Origin of the sequence: Vibrio sp. Y51_MX_L26 (assembly GCF_024181935.1) — a bacterium.
Taxonomy (GTDB): domain Bacteria; phylum Pseudomonadota; class Gammaproteobacteria; order Enterobacterales; family Vibrionaceae; genus Vibrio; species Vibrio diabolicus.
In genome coordinates this window covers 48132-64692 of sequence record NZ_JAMZAS010000013.1, presented here as the reverse complement: position 1 = coordinate 64692, position 16561 = coordinate 48132, and the positions used below count along the sequence as shown (strand labels likewise).

13 protein-coding genes are annotated in these 16561 nt (G+C 43.6%); 6 read left to right on the top strand and 7 right to left on the bottom strand.

Going from position 1 to position 16561, the window contains the following annotated elements; genetic code table 11:
• Positions 1 to 72: 72 nt before the first annotated feature.
• Positions 73 to 2175, bottom strand: coding sequence for an alpha-galactosidase (locus tag NL645_RS20110; protein WP_253652292.1), 2103 nt, complete (start codon positions 2173 to 2175; stop codon positions 73 to 75).
• Between the two features lie 233 nt (positions 2176 to 2408).
• Between NL645_RS20110 and NL645_RS20105 the strand changes: the two genes are divergently transcribed.
• A complete protein-coding gene (locus tag NL645_RS20105) occupies positions 2409 to 3470 on the top strand; it encodes a LacI family DNA-binding transcriptional regulator (protein ID WP_253652291.1) in 1062 nt (353 codons plus the stop codon).
• A 289-nt stretch (positions 3471 to 3759) separates the two neighbouring features.
• Here NL645_RS20105 and NL645_RS20100 read toward each other — a convergent pair whose 3' ends face one another.
• On the bottom strand, positions 3760 to 4143 hold the full coding sequence (locus NL645_RS20100; RefSeq protein ID WP_253652290.1) for a hypothetical protein: 384 nt from the start codon (positions 4141 to 4143) through the stop codon (positions 3760 to 3762).
• A 93-nt stretch (positions 4144 to 4236) separates the two neighbouring features.
• Between NL645_RS20100 and NL645_RS20095 the strand changes: the two genes are divergently transcribed.
• The 3 genes from NL645_RS20095 (at position 4237) to NL645_RS23220 (ending at position 6635) form a co-directional block, all read left to right on the top strand.
• Entirely contained in the window at positions 4237 to 4563 is a 327-nt protein-coding gene (locus tag NL645_RS20095; RefSeq protein ID WP_253652289.1) for a helix-turn-helix domain-containing protein, read from the top strand.
• A 437-nt stretch (positions 4564 to 5000) separates the two neighbouring features.
• On the top strand, positions 5001 to 5858 hold the full coding sequence (locus tag NL645_RS20090; RefSeq protein ID WP_253652288.1) for a hypothetical protein: 858 nt from the start codon (positions 5001 to 5003) through the stop codon (positions 5856 to 5858).
• A gap of 411 nt (positions 5859 to 6269) precedes the next feature.
• The gene (locus NL645_RS23220) at positions 6270 to 6635 is read left to right on the top strand and encodes a hypothetical protein (protein WP_309248900.1); all 366 of its coding nucleotides are present in this window, start codon (positions 6270 to 6272) and stop codon (positions 6633 to 6635) included.
• Between the two features lie 190 nt (positions 6636 to 6825).
• Here the strand turns inward: NL645_RS23220 and NL645_RS20080 are convergent, their stop codons facing one another.
• The gene (locus NL645_RS20080; RefSeq protein ID WP_253652286.1) at positions 6826 to 7263 is read right to left on the bottom strand and encodes a hypothetical protein; all 438 of its coding nucleotides are present in this window, start codon (positions 7261 to 7263) and stop codon (positions 6826 to 6828) included.
• 345 nt (positions 7264 to 7608) lie between these two features.
• Between NL645_RS20080 and NL645_RS20075 the strand changes: the two genes are divergently transcribed.
• Positions 7609 to 7914: a hypothetical protein gene (locus NL645_RS20075; RefSeq protein WP_253652285.1), complete on the top strand. Its 306-nt coding sequence runs from the start codon at positions 7609 to 7611 to the stop codon at positions 7912 to 7914.
• Positions 7915 to 8173: 259 nt separating this feature from the next.
• Here the strand turns inward: NL645_RS20075 and NL645_RS20070 are convergent, their stop codons facing one another.
• Together NL645_RS20070 and mobI are read right to left on the bottom strand one after the other, a co-directional pair.
• Positions 8174 to 8677, bottom strand: a complete 504-nt coding sequence (locus NL645_RS20070; RefSeq protein WP_005491616.1) for a hypothetical protein — start codon at positions 8675 to 8677, stop codon at positions 8174 to 8176.
• Entirely contained in the window at positions 8670 to 9203 is a 534-nt protein-coding gene (gene mobI / locus NL645_RS20065; RefSeq protein WP_100069985.1) for a conjugative transfer protein MobI(A/C), read from the bottom strand. Before mobI ends, NL645_RS20070 begins: the two co-directional genes overlap by 8 nt.
• 806 nt (positions 9204 to 10009) lie before the next feature.
• Here mobI and NL645_RS20060 point away from each other — a divergent pair.
• Positions 10010 to 12220: a DUF262 domain-containing protein gene (locus NL645_RS20060; protein WP_253652284.1), complete on the top strand. Its 2211-nt coding sequence runs from the start codon at positions 10010 to 10012 to the stop codon at positions 12218 to 12220.
• 70 nt (positions 12221 to 12290) lie between these two features.
• Here the strand turns inward: NL645_RS20060 and NL645_RS20055 are convergent, their stop codons facing one another.
• Positions 12291 to 13190, bottom strand: coding sequence for a phosphoadenosine phosphosulfate reductase family protein (locus NL645_RS20055; protein ID WP_031850114.1), 900 nt, complete (start codon positions 13188 to 13190; stop codon positions 12291 to 12293).
• A gap of 18 nt (positions 13191 to 13208) precedes the next feature.
• Entirely contained in the window at positions 13209 to 16559 is a 3351-nt protein-coding gene (locus NL645_RS20050) for a hypothetical protein (RefSeq protein ID WP_253652283.1), read from the bottom strand.
• Between the last annotated feature and the right edge of the window lie 2 nt (positions 16560 to 16561).

The window sequence follows — 16561 nt, the reverse complement described above, 5'->3', positions numbered from 1 at the left end:
AGCGCATAATAGGAGTGTTTTATCAGGAACAACGAGAGGTTGAAATCCGGTCGCTAGAGGGCAGTTAGAGGTTTACATTTTTTTAAGGTGAACAATCAGTGCTGACTCTGGATCAAGAATCGGAAGTGTCACCCCTATTTCTTTTAAGTTATCGCCACTTAACGTTAGGGTTTTGTCTAACCATTGAGGACGTTGCTTCATCAACTGGAAGCTGGTCTTTGGCATTTCTACAATTTTAACTTCGTAACAGGCGTGTTCATCCGCACAGCTGACTCGAAGTGGAGATGGAAGCGCGTGATTTGGCATGGCCAACTGGCAAACAGTGATCAGCATTTCTTGTCCGTTTTCTACGCCATAGATGTTCTGATTTTGATCAGCGGGATCGATGCGGAAAGTGCGTCCGGAATGAAGTAAATCGCGATATTGCTTATGCAGCTGAATGTAATGAGCAAAAGCTTGTTTTTCTTCTGTGCTTTCTTTTACTGGATCAAGCTCAACGCCCATGTGGCCACTTAACGCTGTGACACCACGCATATTGATGGCATGGCGACGATTGGTTGAGTGACACTCGGCAGGGCCTATGTGAGCCCCCATAACTTCAGGTGGAAAGAAGTAGCTCATACCACGTTGAATCGCTTGACGCTCTAACGCGTCGTTACAATCAGAAGCCCAGAAACGATGAGTGCGTTTAAGAATTTCAAAATCAATACGGCCACCACCCGAAGAGCAAGACTCAATTTCAACCGCAGGGTGCGCAGCTTGAAGTTCATCTAATAGGCGGTAAAGAGCTTTAGTTTGACCATGAACAGCCGGTTTCCCTTGATGCCCTGGTTGCACTAATTCACGGTTCATGTCCCATTTGAGGTAACCAATATTGTAGCGAGTTAATAAGTCATTCAAACGCTCAAACAGATAGTTGAAGCAATCTTGGTTTTGCAAATCCAATACGTATTGCCAACGACCTGAAGGCTGGTGGTAACCTTGCAGACTCAATACCCAATCTGGGTGTTGGCGATAGAGGTTTGAGTCTTGGCTGACCATCTCTGGTTCAACCCAAAGACCAAACTCCATACCTTTGTTGTTTACGTGCTCGATGACAGGCTCAAGACCATTTGGGTATTTCGTTTCATCTAAATACCAGTCACCAAGTGCGGCACGTTCACCATCACGACCAATGAACCAGCCATCATCAATGATGAAGCGTTCCACACCCATCTCAGCAGCTTCGGTTGCCATCTGCATGATGTAGTCAGGGTTGTGATCGAAGTAGATACCCTCCCACGTGTTTAAGTGAACAGGGCGGGGTTTGTTGTTTGGAAATTGAATAATATTGGCACGAACAAACTCGTGGAATCGCTCTGAAATACCATTCAAACCAGAGTGACTGTATGTCGCGTAAAGCCATGGTGATTGATATATTTCACCGCTTTGTAGACGCTTTTCACCAGACAACAATAGTTCACCGGCTTGAACAAAGCGACGACCGTCACTACGGACATCAGCACGAAGTTGGTGGTTACCACTCCAACCAAGGTGAAAGCCCCATACGTGACCCAACTGCTCGCTAAAGCCATTCGTCCCAGCGAACAGACCAGGGAAATTTTCATGAGAGGTTCGGCCACGGCGGTTTTCTTGCATAAAGCCACCATGTTCAAAGCGCAAACGTTGAGTTTGAAATTCATGACACCAGCGTCCGTGGAAAGTCATCAGCTCGTTGGCATGATTAGGAAGTGGCAAGGTAGAGGAGAGCTTACCCAAGTAATATTCACCGGCAGCTGTGTTTTTTACAGTGATGCGTTTTTGTACCACATCACTATTAAAGTCCAGTTGTAACTCAATCAATAATTCAAGACCTGCAATGTTATCTTGCAGGGTAAATCTCGCGCTGTTGTCATCGTGCTCAATGGATTTAGTTGTGAACACTGGTGCCCAATCTTCGCCATTGCGATGCCCATCAATACCTGGTGCATTAAAGTGGCCACTACCAAGTTCAGGACAGAGTGATAACGGGACGTCGACATCAAGACGAGCTTGAGAGATAGGGCGTTCGGTTGAGAGCATTAAATCAGGATCGATTTGCGCGATCTTTGCTCCCCAATGGAGGATTTCAGGTACACGATCCACTTTGATGATCATGCTGTGATTCTTGGATTTTAAGTGAACAATTTTTTGCATGTTGTTTCTCTGTTTTCGCAAACATTTAATCTAAGGGTAATCATGCGCGCTTTTGGCTTTATTTCGATTGGATAACCCTTTAAATGTGATATTTGTCAGGTTTTAGAATGTGATTTTGTGTGACAGATCTGTTGTTTTCGGGAACATTTTTATATGTTTTTTACGACATTTTTCACGAGAACATTCGAATAAAATTTGGTAGAGTGAACAGCCAACCAGTACAGGAGAAGGCAGTGGCAGTTACGTTTAAAGATGTTGCTCGGTTAGCAGGGGTCTCGACGCAAACCGTATCCCGCGTAACCAATGGTGCAGATAACGTCGCAGAAGAAACACGAAAACGAGTCAACGACGCAATCAAAAAGCTTGGCTATGTGCCAAACAAAGGGGCTCAAATGTTGAGTCGAGCTAAATCACGGATCATCGGTATTGTTTCTTTGGATATCTCACTGCACGGTGTGGCTCTTATTGCTAATGGCGTTCGCAACCAAGCGCATGAGATGAATTATGCAACGGCGCTGGCCGTTTTAGGTGACAACTCGATTGATGAATTTCGCGTAGCACTTCGAGAACTCATTGCCCAACAAGTGGATGCTATTATTATCAACGCCCCAGTAACGAAAGAGATAGCAGAGAACCTTGTGGAGCAATTCAGTCAGCTCACGTTAGTTTTTATCGATGTACCAGAGGGGACGCCTGTTAATTATATCAGTTGTGATCATAAAGCCGGGGCAAACTTGTTGGTGTCTCATTTGATCGAACATAAGCGCGAATCCTTTGTGTGTATTTCTGGGCCTAAGGCATCCACCGCTTCTCAGATTCGTTACCAAGAGTGGCAATCACAGATTCAGCAACATGGATTGGTACAAGCGGCATACTATGAGGGGGATTGGCAAGCGGCCAGTGGTTACAACGCAGTTAAAGATGCAGTGTTAAAAGGTGTGCCTTTTGATGCCGTATTAGTGGCCAATGATCAGATGGCGCTCGGTGTATTATGCGCTCTTTCGGAGGCGGGTATTCATGTACCTAAAACAGTCTCTGTGGTTGGATTTGATGGTATTCAAGATAGTCAATTTTTCTCACCTCCTCTGACAACGGTTAAGCAAGATTTCAACGAACTTGGACGTAGGGCAGTTAAGTTAGCGCTGAGACAGATGGAGGAAGGACAAGGTGTTGTCTCTGAAATATTGCCTGTGAGTTTAGTTGTAAGGCAAAGTACAAGTAGAAAAGCGGATAATCTATATGACAAGCAAGAAGTGCTTGCTTGTCTAGAAAACATCCGTCGTTTATTACCATAACTCTAATCTTTGTTGTAGGTATTGACTGAGTAATCTTTTAAACCTCAAATAGAAATTATCACCAATGAAATCAAGTATTAGTGGGAATATCTCGATAGAGGGCGTAACGTCGGTCATATCTCACTAGCTTTTATTCGACAAAGGTTATAATCACTCTCGACCATCACATGTGAAAGTGAGTTTCAAGCAAAGCGTAACTTGGCGCCAAAATGGATCGACGATCATTAACCCAGCAAGGATCATCAGCATACCCGGCAAATATTTTAAGAAGTGAAGGAGCTTTCTCATCTTAATCGTCACTCCAACCATAAGCATTACCTGCGATATCAAAGTGCCTGTTCTTCATCAACAAACCAGTGCTTGGGTTAATGCGTCGAGGCGTTCGCTTGGTACAAGACGACTCATTGAGCGGAATATTCTGTTGGTGCAAATGCCAGACATGAATGAAGAAATTGGTGAGGGCGGCGGCAGTGGTGAATAGCCAGTTTATATAAAAGAGTACCAACCAAAATAATAACGCGATGTACTTATTTGTGTGGATAACATCCAGAGGCTTATGTAACCAAATAACGCTTGGAAAGGCCATCAACATCACACCCCAGCTTTGATATACAGTCATTAACGCACCAAGACAAAAAACGCAAAATAGTGCGAACTTTTTTAGTGTTTTCATCTTAGTCTCCATCTTGTGCTTAGTTATCCTAAGTATACAGGTATAATAAAAACTTAGAGAATCTAAGCATCAAAAGTTGATGATGATTCTCACTTGTCTAGAACAAACGTATTCCCGCAGCGCCTTAAACAGGCTAGAAATCGAGTTGGCATCAGCCAAAGAGAGCTCGGTATCCGTTTGGGTATGGATCCAAGTTCTGCGAGTGGCCGAATGAATCATTATGAAAAAGGCCGCCACATGCCAGATGTCGGTACACTCAAGAAGCTGGCAAAAGAGTTGGGTGTACCTGTTGCATTTTTCTTCTCTGACTCTGATAGTTCAGCTGAGCTGGCTTGCCTAATAGAACAGCTTAATGAAAAGGAAAAACAAGCACTCATCACTCACCTTAAGCAAGAGCTGGATAAGTCAGATAGCGCTTAGTTCTACTTCTCCCGCCCAGCGTACCAGAAGACGCCACCTACAGCCGCTACAGTCAATAGTAAGCCACACAACCATATCCAAAGTTCCATAACATCTCCTCGATAATTTTTTAATGTTTAGCTTAGCCTTCCTAAGCTCTTAAATCCGTAAATGAGTGGCTGAGTTTTGAAAAAACGGTCACCAGTAGCAAGTGCTTCTTCAGACTTAATTAACTGAAAATAAATGTTTCCTTTAGGCTTGCTCCATACTTGCGAGTCGTCTTCCCCATAACGGATCAGCTTCTGAAAGCCCACTTTGGGAGCAATCGGGATTTACTTTAAATTGTTCTTTCGTGACAGATTAAAAACATTTGAAAAAGCCACTTTCTTAGACTTGCGTTTATGGTTTTCCATGAGATGTTATATATGAAACTAATCTCAACAAATGGAGAATGACGAATGAACCACAAATTGACACTGTTATTATCAACTATCATTTGCAGCCTCTTTTTAAACGGCTGCGCTGTATCACCAAAGCAATACGATACACAACAGAGTAGAGCACTAAACATTGCTAGAGCTGGCGGGATTTACGATCAAGATTTACAAGACTCCTCAGATGGTACCAACTCCTACAAAAAATCACTTTTGCTTCGCGCACTAAATGCAACAGCCCTACTAACTTCACTCGATGCGCCATTGTCTGGGATGACTGGCGCTCAGACTCTAGCATTCAATGCAGGAAATATCATGGCGACGCCTGATAACCCGTCCGCTCGCCCATCGTTAATGGCCTGGATGCCCAAAACAGAAGCTACTAATAACGATGATGCACGTATCAAGTTCGAGGAACTTGTGGATGCAGGCCTAATAAATACAGCCCAGAATATGGGAATAATCGTTGAAAAACTGGCCGATAAAGGTATTACGATGCCAGAACTGAATGGCTGGGATATCAATATATGGACAGTGGATGCGCCTCAGTTCGGCTGCAAACCTGAGCATTGCGTAATTGCAACTCACGTTGCTCGGATAAATGATTGGCAAACACCTGAATTTATCACTTCTGGGCCAGGTGCAAGTTTTATTCTAGATTCTAATCACCCTAGTCAATACAGCCGAATTATTTTCCAGCAGACAACTGAAAAGGTTTCCTTTCCGGTCGATGAATTCTATCGGCAGTTAAGTGCCAGCCTCCCTGCATGGTCAGCTATGTACTTTCCTCCCAATACCGTCCTTAAGGATGGGCAAACACTACCTTACCCGGTGCTTTATGAACATGGTCAACAGCTTATGTTCGTAACTCCTCAAAGCTAACTGAAACCATATAAGTGCGAAACTGGCGACGCTGCATACCAGTTCCTCAATGGAAACAAAATTATGATGACATTAACGACCGTATCAGAACAACTTAGTAGCATTCAGAGCAGAGTATTTTGGCGTGTGGGTACCCAACGAAAGGGCATACTCAATGTCACCCTCGATTTTGAAAGCAACGATAGCGCCCTACTCTGCGAGTTATGCGCCATTCGCTACCTGCTGCTCGAAAAACAAGTTTTTGGCCGAGTCCCAGGAACAGGAAGAGGCTACAAACTTGTTGTATCAAAAGGTGCCATCAAGAAACTGGTACGGGGAAGATCTGACAAAAAGTGCGCCCAAAAGTTTTCGGCCTTCCTACAATCTCGTTTGGCAGGAGTGCAGCTCGAGGTCTCCACTAAAACAGAGTACATGGCCAACATTGAGGAAGAGGCTACGGAACTACTGCTGGCTGAACGAAAGCGATACGCAGGTACCTTTGATGCTATCGAAACACCTGCAATGGGCACGGTCTTGGTAACAGCTCACGCTGTATCACGATACAGCGAGCGGATAACCTCAGGCAAGCCCAAAGCCCCGTGGCTATCACTGGTCAAACGCATCCAGAACCCGGAGCTTCGCATTTACCCTCTTGCGGAACGAGAGCGTCGTCGCAAAGCCCAAAAGTACGGCACCGCTGACAATATAGAGGAATGGGGCCATCCGAGCAGTGAGCTCTACTTCCTAGTACTAAATGATCAGGGCATTAGAACACTTATCACCACCTACGAACGCTAGATCAGAAACGGAAAAAGCCGGGAAACCCGGCTTTTTTCACGATCAACGAACAGCTTCATCGATACTTAAAACTTTCTCCCAAGGTTCATCGCTTTCATCAGCATCCAAGGCGATAACAAATTCCAGCTCGATTCGATCCAGTTCCAGCGATCGCATTTCACATTGTTCAACGGTCAAACTGAAGTAGTGATTACAACAAACGCTGTATAGTGTCCTCTAGCACCCGTTTAGCTTCTTGGATATTACCTACCACTAAGCTTGGTACATTCTCTAAATCAACATTGGTAAAATTGTTAACAAGGGCGAGGATTGTGTCTTGTTGAACCTGGTAATCAGAACGATGTTCCAGCTGGGCTGGGTTATCTATAAGCGACAGCAGGAAAGCATCTGCTTCATTTAGCGCCGCAGCGACCAAAGTAGCGTCATCCTTAGAGGTGTAGACATCAAACGGCAAGCCATTACTAATGCCAGGATTTCCGTTTTTATCAACAATGACACCAATATCAATAACATTTTCCGATTCAAGTGCTTGAACAACCTGTTCATCAATATCAGCATCAATTGCGCGTTCCAATGCTTGAACAGCTTTCTGCATGTTTTCAATATTAACATGATCACATTTAGTCATTTTCATTCTCCTTTCGTGGGGGATTAAATTAGATAAATAATATCAATCCAATTTGCTCTGCAAAGACTCTGGATCTGCCCATTTTGGACAATCCAAGCGTTCTGGTAGAGTTTTTACCGAGCCGCGTATCCACCGCGTTGATCCGAACCTCGTTCCAGCCGATACGTTCTAGAGGCTGTTACCCCATGCCTTTGATGAACATGTGAAAGTGAACAATAAAATATATGTGTACAATTGCATTTTCTGATTCTGCGATACACTAGATATATGAAATTAATTGAGTTCGTAAGTATGAAGCATGTGGTTAATGTTTTCGGTTTATTTCTTTTGTTGCTGGGATTCGCTATGGCTACCGATACGGCTTGGGGCTGGGCTTTGATGTCAGTTCCAATTGTCTATTGGGCTATGAGTTTTATCGTATTAGTACATAAAAGCCATTTTTCAGCTATAGTTTTTTGGACTGCGATAGCTTATATGAATTGGCAAATTGCAGTGATTTCAATATCGGCATATTTATTATTCTCTATTGTGAAGGCTGTTATTGTTCATCAACGATCACCAATTAGTAAGCGCTATCCTACTAAAAAGAAAAGTAGGACATTAGGTCTAAGCTTAGACATAAAAGAAGACCTGTATCGCATTGGCGATTAGCAAATAAAAAGGAACCCGAAGGTTCGCAATAAAGCTATCGCTCTCGTCCGGAATACCAAAATACCCCACCGACTGCGGCGACTGTCAGTAATAAACCACCCAACCAAATCCAAAGCTCCATAAAACCTCCATTAATTTTGTTTCTCTTTAGCTTAGTATTCCTAAGCCTCTACTTCCTTAATTTTACCACCTATTTTCAAACTACAAGTTCATGATTAAGTGGAGCTCCACACCGGCAAGTATGGAGCAACCCAGTACGTTAAGTGTTGTATTTCTTGGTGGCTTTAGTGAGTTCTTTAATGGCTTCGGTCAGTGTGCTTATACGGATGACACGTTGATCCAGCTTTTCTAACTCATCGAGCAAATGCAAATACAGCGGGATCTCCCAGGGCATTGCGTATGAAAAACGTCTCAATACACCGTTCGATACTTCTTTTTCTTCGAGCTCTTCGTCTGGGTAGCGATGAAGAATAAGGCGATACCATGTGATCTTTGGTAAGCCTTTTGATTTTTTGACTTTGAATTTGTAGCGTATTGGATATTTCACTTTGTACTCAGCTGTCAGAGCTTTGCACAGCTTTTCCAATCGAGCTTCAAGGTCTTTGGCCGCAACCATTAGTATCTTCGATTCATCGGCGACAAATAGAGGTAAATCTTTTATTAATTCTGGCTGTGGTGATTGTTCTGGCAGTGCAATATCAAAGTCTGACAGGTCTAGCTCTCCGTAATAGTTTGTGATGCCAACGGCAGGTTTTTTAGTCATGTTGCATCTCCATTTTTTTGAAGTGTTTATGTAGCTTGTGAAGTCGTTTTGTACAGGTTTGGGCCTTCTTCTTGATGGATAGGATTTCATGCCGCACTTCTCGTATAAGGGCGAAGGCATCTTCGGTGTACTCTATAAGGTCGGATTCCCATTCAGCGTTAGCTTTTGAAAAGCGGCTTGGTGGGTAGCGAAAGCCTTTTCCTTTGCGGATATGTGTCGAGCGAACACGGTGCTTTTTATTGTGTCGCTGCGCCATTTGATTCTCACTCATGTACCAGTTATGGTGCCATGCGGCCTCGAACGCGTTGTCACGGTTGCGGACTCGACAGGCGAAATGACCGGGGTTTGTGTCTTTATAAGAACGGTGGATTCGCCAGAAGTTGTTGGCGTAGCAACTTGCTAAAAACTCCAGCAAATAAGGCTCTTGATCAGTAAAATGCTCGACTTGTGCCAGAGCATTGAGTGATTGTGAAAGTGCTAGCTCGAAAGCTTGCTTCTCTTCGGTTGGTTTGCACTGCTGTGCCATTTTATGCCAGCGATAAGCTGCGCTGTTCTCATCTAACATCGTTAGGTTACTCCTTGGTTTTGCTTGTTCGTCACCAATTACCGTAACCCAGACGTCCTTTAGCTATAACACGCGAAGTTGCCCATTTTGGGCGTTAGATATTTGCCCCATATCCCAGCAGCTAAAGCAGCAATAGAAGAGATTCCTTTCCTGGGAGCTGACCTGTTGCTTTCCAAATCTCTATCTTTGTGGGAGGTCGAAGCTAATAATCCATGACTGGTTAATGATGGTTGTTGGGATGCTGATACTCACAGTCCGGTATTTGTGGGATATGGCTTAAGATTTTTGTTTGTTCTGGGATTTGAGGAGTAGTAATCCAATTATTGTGGGATGTTGGAAGGATTTATTGTTGATGCTCCTGGCAACTTTCACATGTGAAAGCCCATGGGGCTGCACGTGGAGTGCTGTGAGCAAGAGTGCTTTTGGGTTGCTTTTCGGTTGATGGGTTTGATACTAGCACTGGAACTTGAATCCAAAAGCCATCGAAATGATGTCTTGTGATGAACTATCCGGAATTACCGGATAGTTCACTTGCTTGTGAAAAAGGAAAATGCTTAGTAGTGCGGTACCTTAAAGATCTTCGAGTTTCCACTACTCTCAGTTCATTTTTGATATTTATCCTTAATTTTGTGTGAGCGAGTAATTAGATTAATGTTAGAAGTGTTTGTATTGAATAGTTTTTTATATTAACAATGGAAAGTAAATGGTTTATATGATAGAAAATAACCGCATAAAATATTGACTAAAAATAAATTTTAAGGTTGGTTATGGAACGCTCTCTCAGTGACACGTTTAAGAAAATTAACGATCAAACTTTGTTATTGCCTGACTTCCAGCGGGATTACAAATGGGGAACAGCAAAACAGCAAAGCTTACTTGCATCTATTCTGCTTAAGTTCCCGGTTGGTAGTTCCTTGATTTTAGAAGGGCAGTCAAACGATTTTGCTTTGCGTAAAATTGGGGAAACGGTTCAGCACACTCTAGCTAGTGCAGACCCTTGCGAGTATTTACTCGATGGCCAGCAGAGAACGACTACGCTGTATAATGCATTTAATGATGTGTTTGACTTCTCTCAGTTCTCCGACCAAGCCGAACTGTCCGAGTTTATTTCGAGAAAAGCTAATCCTATGAAAGTGCGTTGGTTTATTCGCGTGCCGGTTGTTGGTAAGGCGAATGAAAACGTTACGGATGTTTTCAGTGCCACTAAGGTCGTATTTGATAAAGACGGTCTTGATCACTTCGAGCCGAATGATATCGTTGATATTTTTAACTGTGAAACGTTCAATGAGCGCAACAGTAAAGGCGTGTCTAAGTGGTTTTCTCCATACAACCAAATCAAAGCCATCGAGACGGGTAAGACCAAACCACAGGTCATCACTCAATTTGTCAACGACTGTGTTGAATATGGCATGATTCCACTGTTTATGATCGGTACTAAGTCGATCGTAGTGAATCGTATTTTAGAGGGGATTGCTGAAATCAACATGCAAGCAATTCGTGACAAATACGAAGACGATTTTGCATTTATTAAAGAACATTACGATACGGCACAGCTTTTTGATGGCATTGATTCTATTGAAGAGTGTGAAGAAAATGGCATTGTTTACTCAGAAGAAATCGAAAAAATCTTCATCACTTGCAAAAGTGAGTGGAAGAATAACGTTTCTAACTACTTAATTCGTGACATTTTTGATGACTATAAACTCAATAGTCTGGTGACCAACGATATTCGCCGAGCTATTCCTATTTTTTGTCATTTGAACGATGGTGGTATGAAGCTTGATGACTTTGATTTGGTATCAGCTAAAGTTGCAAAGAGCGTTGCTGGAGATACGTCGACATACTCACTCAGCTCTATCATTCGTTCCATGTTTATTAAACCGGTTACCCTTTGTTCTTCGCTTCAACACGCTAGTGGTGCATCAGGTGGTCTGTATCTCAATGAGCTCGACAGTTTGTCTGATGGCTTACCTTCTGGTTATCTTTCTAAGGCGATTCTCGCTATCTGCACTGCATTAGCTCGTCGTGAAATTGAGCTTGAAGCGGGCAACGATTTTGAAGTGAAGAAAAAAGATACCAGTTCAAAAACATTGCTGAGTCTAGATACTGAAATTATTCGCAAGTATATTGAAACCGCGACTTTGGCCGTACAGCGCGCATATTCGTTCTTATTGATTCGCTGCGGTGTTTATAACTCTAACAAGTTGCACTACAAGCTAATGATTCAGCCTATCGCTTTCATCTTTGCGGAAGATCGCTTTTGGAATGATGCTGCGGTGCATAAAAAAGTCGAGTTCTGGTATTGGACGAGTGCGTTCTCTGGTCGTTACCTTTATGATCAAAGTGCAGTGGTGATTGATGATATTAATCAGCTGTACAACTGGGTTGCTAACGGAGAGGGACAGGTAATCTTGGATCGAGAAGCGCAGATTTTCCAAGATGACAAGTTTGCGTCTAAAGAACTATTGATGCAGCGTTTAAATGAGTATCCGAAAGAAGGTATTCATAATCTGATTTTGCAATACGTTTTGAGTGTGTCGCCTAGTTATGACTTACATGCAACAGAAACTAAACCACTTAATGCATTCAGAAAGAACGAGCAGGGTGATGTTGTGTTGTGGCCAGCGAATGCGTCAGATGGCTTGAATGACCACCATATTATCCCGCTGGGCTCAGTAAAAGGACTAGGGCAAAAAACCGAGGATATCCGTCAAGATCCTAATCACATTTTAAATAGCCCGTTAAACCGAGTACTGATTTCTGGTGCGGCGAATAATGTGATTAGCTCAATGGACCCCTCGCGTTATTTTTCTGATATTCCACAAAACAATATTGTAATGGATTCGCTTCTGATTGGTGGTTCATTTAAACGTATTTCTACTGGTTCGGCTATTGAGGATATTGAAGCTGCCTTGTCTGAACGTTTTGACGCGTTGGAAAGCTCCTTGAAGGCGCGTTTGTTAAGCTTACGAGTCTAAGCTTAACCTACTACCATCATGTCGAAGGCGCTTTGTGTTTTACAAAGCGCTTTTTCGTTGCAGTTTTCACTTATTTGTAGCAAGTGATACAGGCACCACCGCCCTCTTCAAGGTCATACATCGCGTCCATGTCTAGCGTGTCGATGAGCATACTTTCATCGACCATTGCATGCATACCTAAGCGGCGCTTTCTTTCACGTTGCTTTTTCTTTTCGAACCGAGCCTTTACTTTCTCGTGGTTTTCTTTGATTTGCTTGATACGCTCAGGATCTTCGAGTGTTTCTAATGGTTCATTAGGGCCCATCCAGAAGAAGGTTTCACCATTGGCACTGGTTTCTGCTCTTTTCTCGTAAGCCTTTGCTTCCTCAAAGGCTTCAGGGTGCTCTTCACGCAGGCGAACCCATTCAATCTTGCGTTGGAAGAAGCAGAACGTACAACCTGAACGAGATCGCCAGTCGTAGTACTTAGGCAAACCTAGCCCTGCACTATCGAGGATGTCGAGGACTCCCTGTTTTTTTATGCCGTCTTCTGCGAATGGCATTTTAATAGTGAGGTACTTTTGATTTTCATTAGGGCGGTAACCGTCTCGCCACGGTTCATCTGCGCGAATACCGACATAAGATATGACTTCATAACCATCATTAAGAAAAGGTCGAATCCATTTTTCAAAGGGTTCGAGCTTCATGCGGATCGTACACCACCGTTGTTGACCAGCTGGTAGAAAATTATTGTGTTGCTCTAACCAATAATCGAAACCTTTCTTGTCATTGATGTGCAAAATTGGCTTACCCAGCACAATTTCAAGTTGTTCTAGGTATTCATACACTTCGGGTAGTTCTTTGCCTGTATCAGTAAAGAAATACTCGATATCGAGTTCAGGATAGTTTCTAGCCATGTACACTGCGAGAGCAGCACTGTCCTTGCCTCCTGACAAGCCAAGGACATGTTTCACCTTGCGTTGATCACTCATGAATAATACCTACGTGCGTTAACTTTGCGCTTCGAGCGATTTTCTTAGTAGTTGTTGTAATAGGTTGATTTTATGGAAATCATCGAGTTCTGAGAGCTGGTGTTCAATCGTGCTCATGGTATTTTTCAACTCTTCTGTTTCTATTGCCCTGATTTCTCGTTTAAACGATGTCAGTTTGCCATCATCCCCTTCTAAAACGAGGGAGACCAGTTTTGTTTTACCTGATTGGGCGGCCGCATCGCCGCCATTACGTTGGGACTTAACTACACTCAAAAAATCTTGGGCATAATCACTGATTTTGTTTGATGCAGTCTGAAGGATGCCTTCGTTCCAGTTTTGTTTTCCGCGTCCGATGACGATCTGAATCATGCTTTCCAGCCATTGTAATAATCCAGTGTCACTTTTCGCGAGTTCGCGTGCGAACGCCTTTAAACGCAAGTCGCCGGAGTTTTGCTCGACGTACTGGCACATATCAGCAAGCTCTTCACCACTTTCTGGGAAAATGGTTTTCACCTTGGTTTTAATGGCAGCAAGCATCTGCTCGTGCTTTTGTCTTAACGTTTTAAAGCAGTCTTCTAACAGATCTATTTGACTCGTAAACTCATCAGCGCCAAAGGCAATTAACTCTTTACGCAAGTCTTTGATGAGTAGAGTATGAGGGTCATTTGCCTGTAAAAATAGATCCCGGATCCTCAAGTAGGTTTTGTTGCGCTCATCGTTGTCTGGGACAATATGGTGAGCGTTTTTTACCCAGTGCGGAAGGTTGTGCATAGTCGTCACTAACGGCTTCGCGACAGAAAGGATGTTATTGGATACATCACGGTTTGTTTCAGACGCCGCGAAAATTGCGAGATGCTGCAACCATTCTTTCTCATCCTTCGCCAATACGATGTATTTGACGGCGAGATCGCCCGGGTTCTTAATCAGTTTATGGACATAGTCACTATCTGGTTCTGCAATAAAGGCAAATTCACCAGACATATCTTTCTCGTAAAAGGCGATTTGTTCACCCATCGATTTCAAGAACGCTAGCAAAAAGATCGGGATGACACCCTTTGTTAAACCAAAAGGCGCGTTTGCCCAAAGCTCCGCGATTTCAGATAAATCGACCTCGTTGCCCTTGCGATCTTTTAGGCGTTTTTCCGCAGCGGCGAATACAGCATTTAAATTTTTGTCTAAGTGATCTCTAAACCAATGCTGCCCCTTTTCCCCTTCAGCTGAGTGAATGTTAGTATTTTTTAAGCAGCTGATATACATGGATTTCTCTGGTGGGAACCCCTCAATGCCTAAATCCTCTCGATCTTCTTCGTCAAGCATCGCTTCAAGCAGTTTTTTCAAAGCGGAAACCGCCGTACCAGAGAGTTTGTTACGGTTAACCAGCTCGTTAAGAATTCTCGGGGTTTTATGGAATATTCTGTCAGCGGCAAATGTGGCGATTTCACTCATCGTTTCCTTACAGTAGATCTCGCCATTGTGTATCCATCGCGCGTTATTGAAGGCGGTAGTCAATGCCGCATCTAAAGCCGACTGAGCGTTAAACAAGCGTGCTCTATGTTCTTCTCGAGCAACCTTGTCGTGCGTCAGCGCTGCACCAGTGCTTTTGTCACTTTTGATGAGCTCCAGGACGTACTTTTCATTGGCTAAATTTATTATTTCATTCGCGTTAGGTGCACATGCGATCATTAATGATTTATCATTGCGTGTCAGTTCAAGTAGGCGATCTTCTGGCTCTTCTTTGAGCAATAACAAGAAGTTCGCAAACTCGCCACTTCGAGATCCAATAAGGGTCGGCATATCGATATAATTGAGTTGCATCGCTACGGTTTGAGCCGCCCATCTCAATGTACCAAATTCGTGATAGTGGCCTTTTGCAATTACTTGGGAACTAAAGTTAATGCGCTCAACAGCTTCGTGGCTGTTATGCAGTTGTTCTATTTTCTCTTCCACTAAGCCTGCAATATCGAGATCTGAACCTTCAAACACGACCCAAGACGATAAGTGCTTTCTAAAGACGATGCATGAGGCTTCTTTGAGCTGTTGTAAGCATTCTTTTAGCTGCTTTTTATCGATTATCTCTGTTGCTGTAAGGAGTACGTTTTCCGTTGCCGTGAGGTTGGCAGATTTACCAAACAGAGTAATTAAAGATATCGCTTTAAGTAATGCAATGCATCGTGGAGAAAAATCTTGTTTGAAAGCTTTTCTTAGCGCGTCCGCCGCGGTTGCCCACCCATGTCCATCGGGTGAACCCAATATGGCGTGTTCCATGTTAGCTTCAAGATAATCCCATAGATGGCTAAGATCGTATCGAGCGTTTTGGTCACTAGTTTGTTGTAAAAAAAGTTGAAAGCTGAATTGCTCGTGCGAATTCAAGAAGCCGAATGTACTGCGTTCGTTTTGACTAAAGCGTCTCTTAGCGATAGGCCCTAGTAACAATGCCGTTAATGGGTGAAGTGGGACACATTGCTCTAGGCGCGTGAGTAGTAACTCTTTACGCTGCTGTTTGTCTTCAAGTGCTGAGAGTACGCGTTGGACGAGCTCATCACCACTACGGTGTGGTGACGTTGTTTTGATCGAGTTACTGATCAGCGCGACCGTTTCATCGGTCGATACATTGTACAGAATATCGCTGAAGCGGCCTTGAATTTTGGCCCATTCATCCTGTAGCTTAGTACCGCGCTCTTTTGCATACTCACTGAATGCTTGATGTAGCAAGCCTAAGAAAATGACCTGAGTATCAATGCGAGAGAGCTCTTCAGCGATGTCTTGAAATAAGTGTAAATCACCACCGCTTCGGTTGATAAACTCTAAGCTTTTCCCCATCTCATCGGCAATGATCAGTACGCCATCAACATGAGGCGCGACATCATCAAAGAGGGCCTTCCAAGAGCTAATCAGTTCGCTATCACTCTCAACACTGGCTTTACGGTATTTGTTTAGCACCTTTGCTTTATGTGTATTAGGGTGCTCCTCAAGCGCTCTCAGTGTTGCATTCCAAAAAGATTCGACAGGGCCACTGACGCCGCCGACTGCACGTATTTGTAGCCACCCTTTTTGGTATGGTGCGCTCTCGTCTAATAGCGATTTTGACTCTGCATTTATGGTGTTGATAGCAGCACTTCGGATATCCGAATCAGCATGCAATAGACCGGCCATAAGCAGTGCCACCGTTGATTTACCTGAACCGTAAGCGCCTGTTAATGTGTAAGCGCTTTGTCCGGTTTGGCCGTATTGGCGAAAGAGCGTCTCTAAGGAAGCTTGTGCTGTACCGTGGTAAACCAAGCCAGGAAAGAAATCGGCGCTCAAGTCACTATCGATACGGGTAGAACGTTGGTGGCGTGTAGCAATAGAGTATTGTTTACTGAGAGTCACGC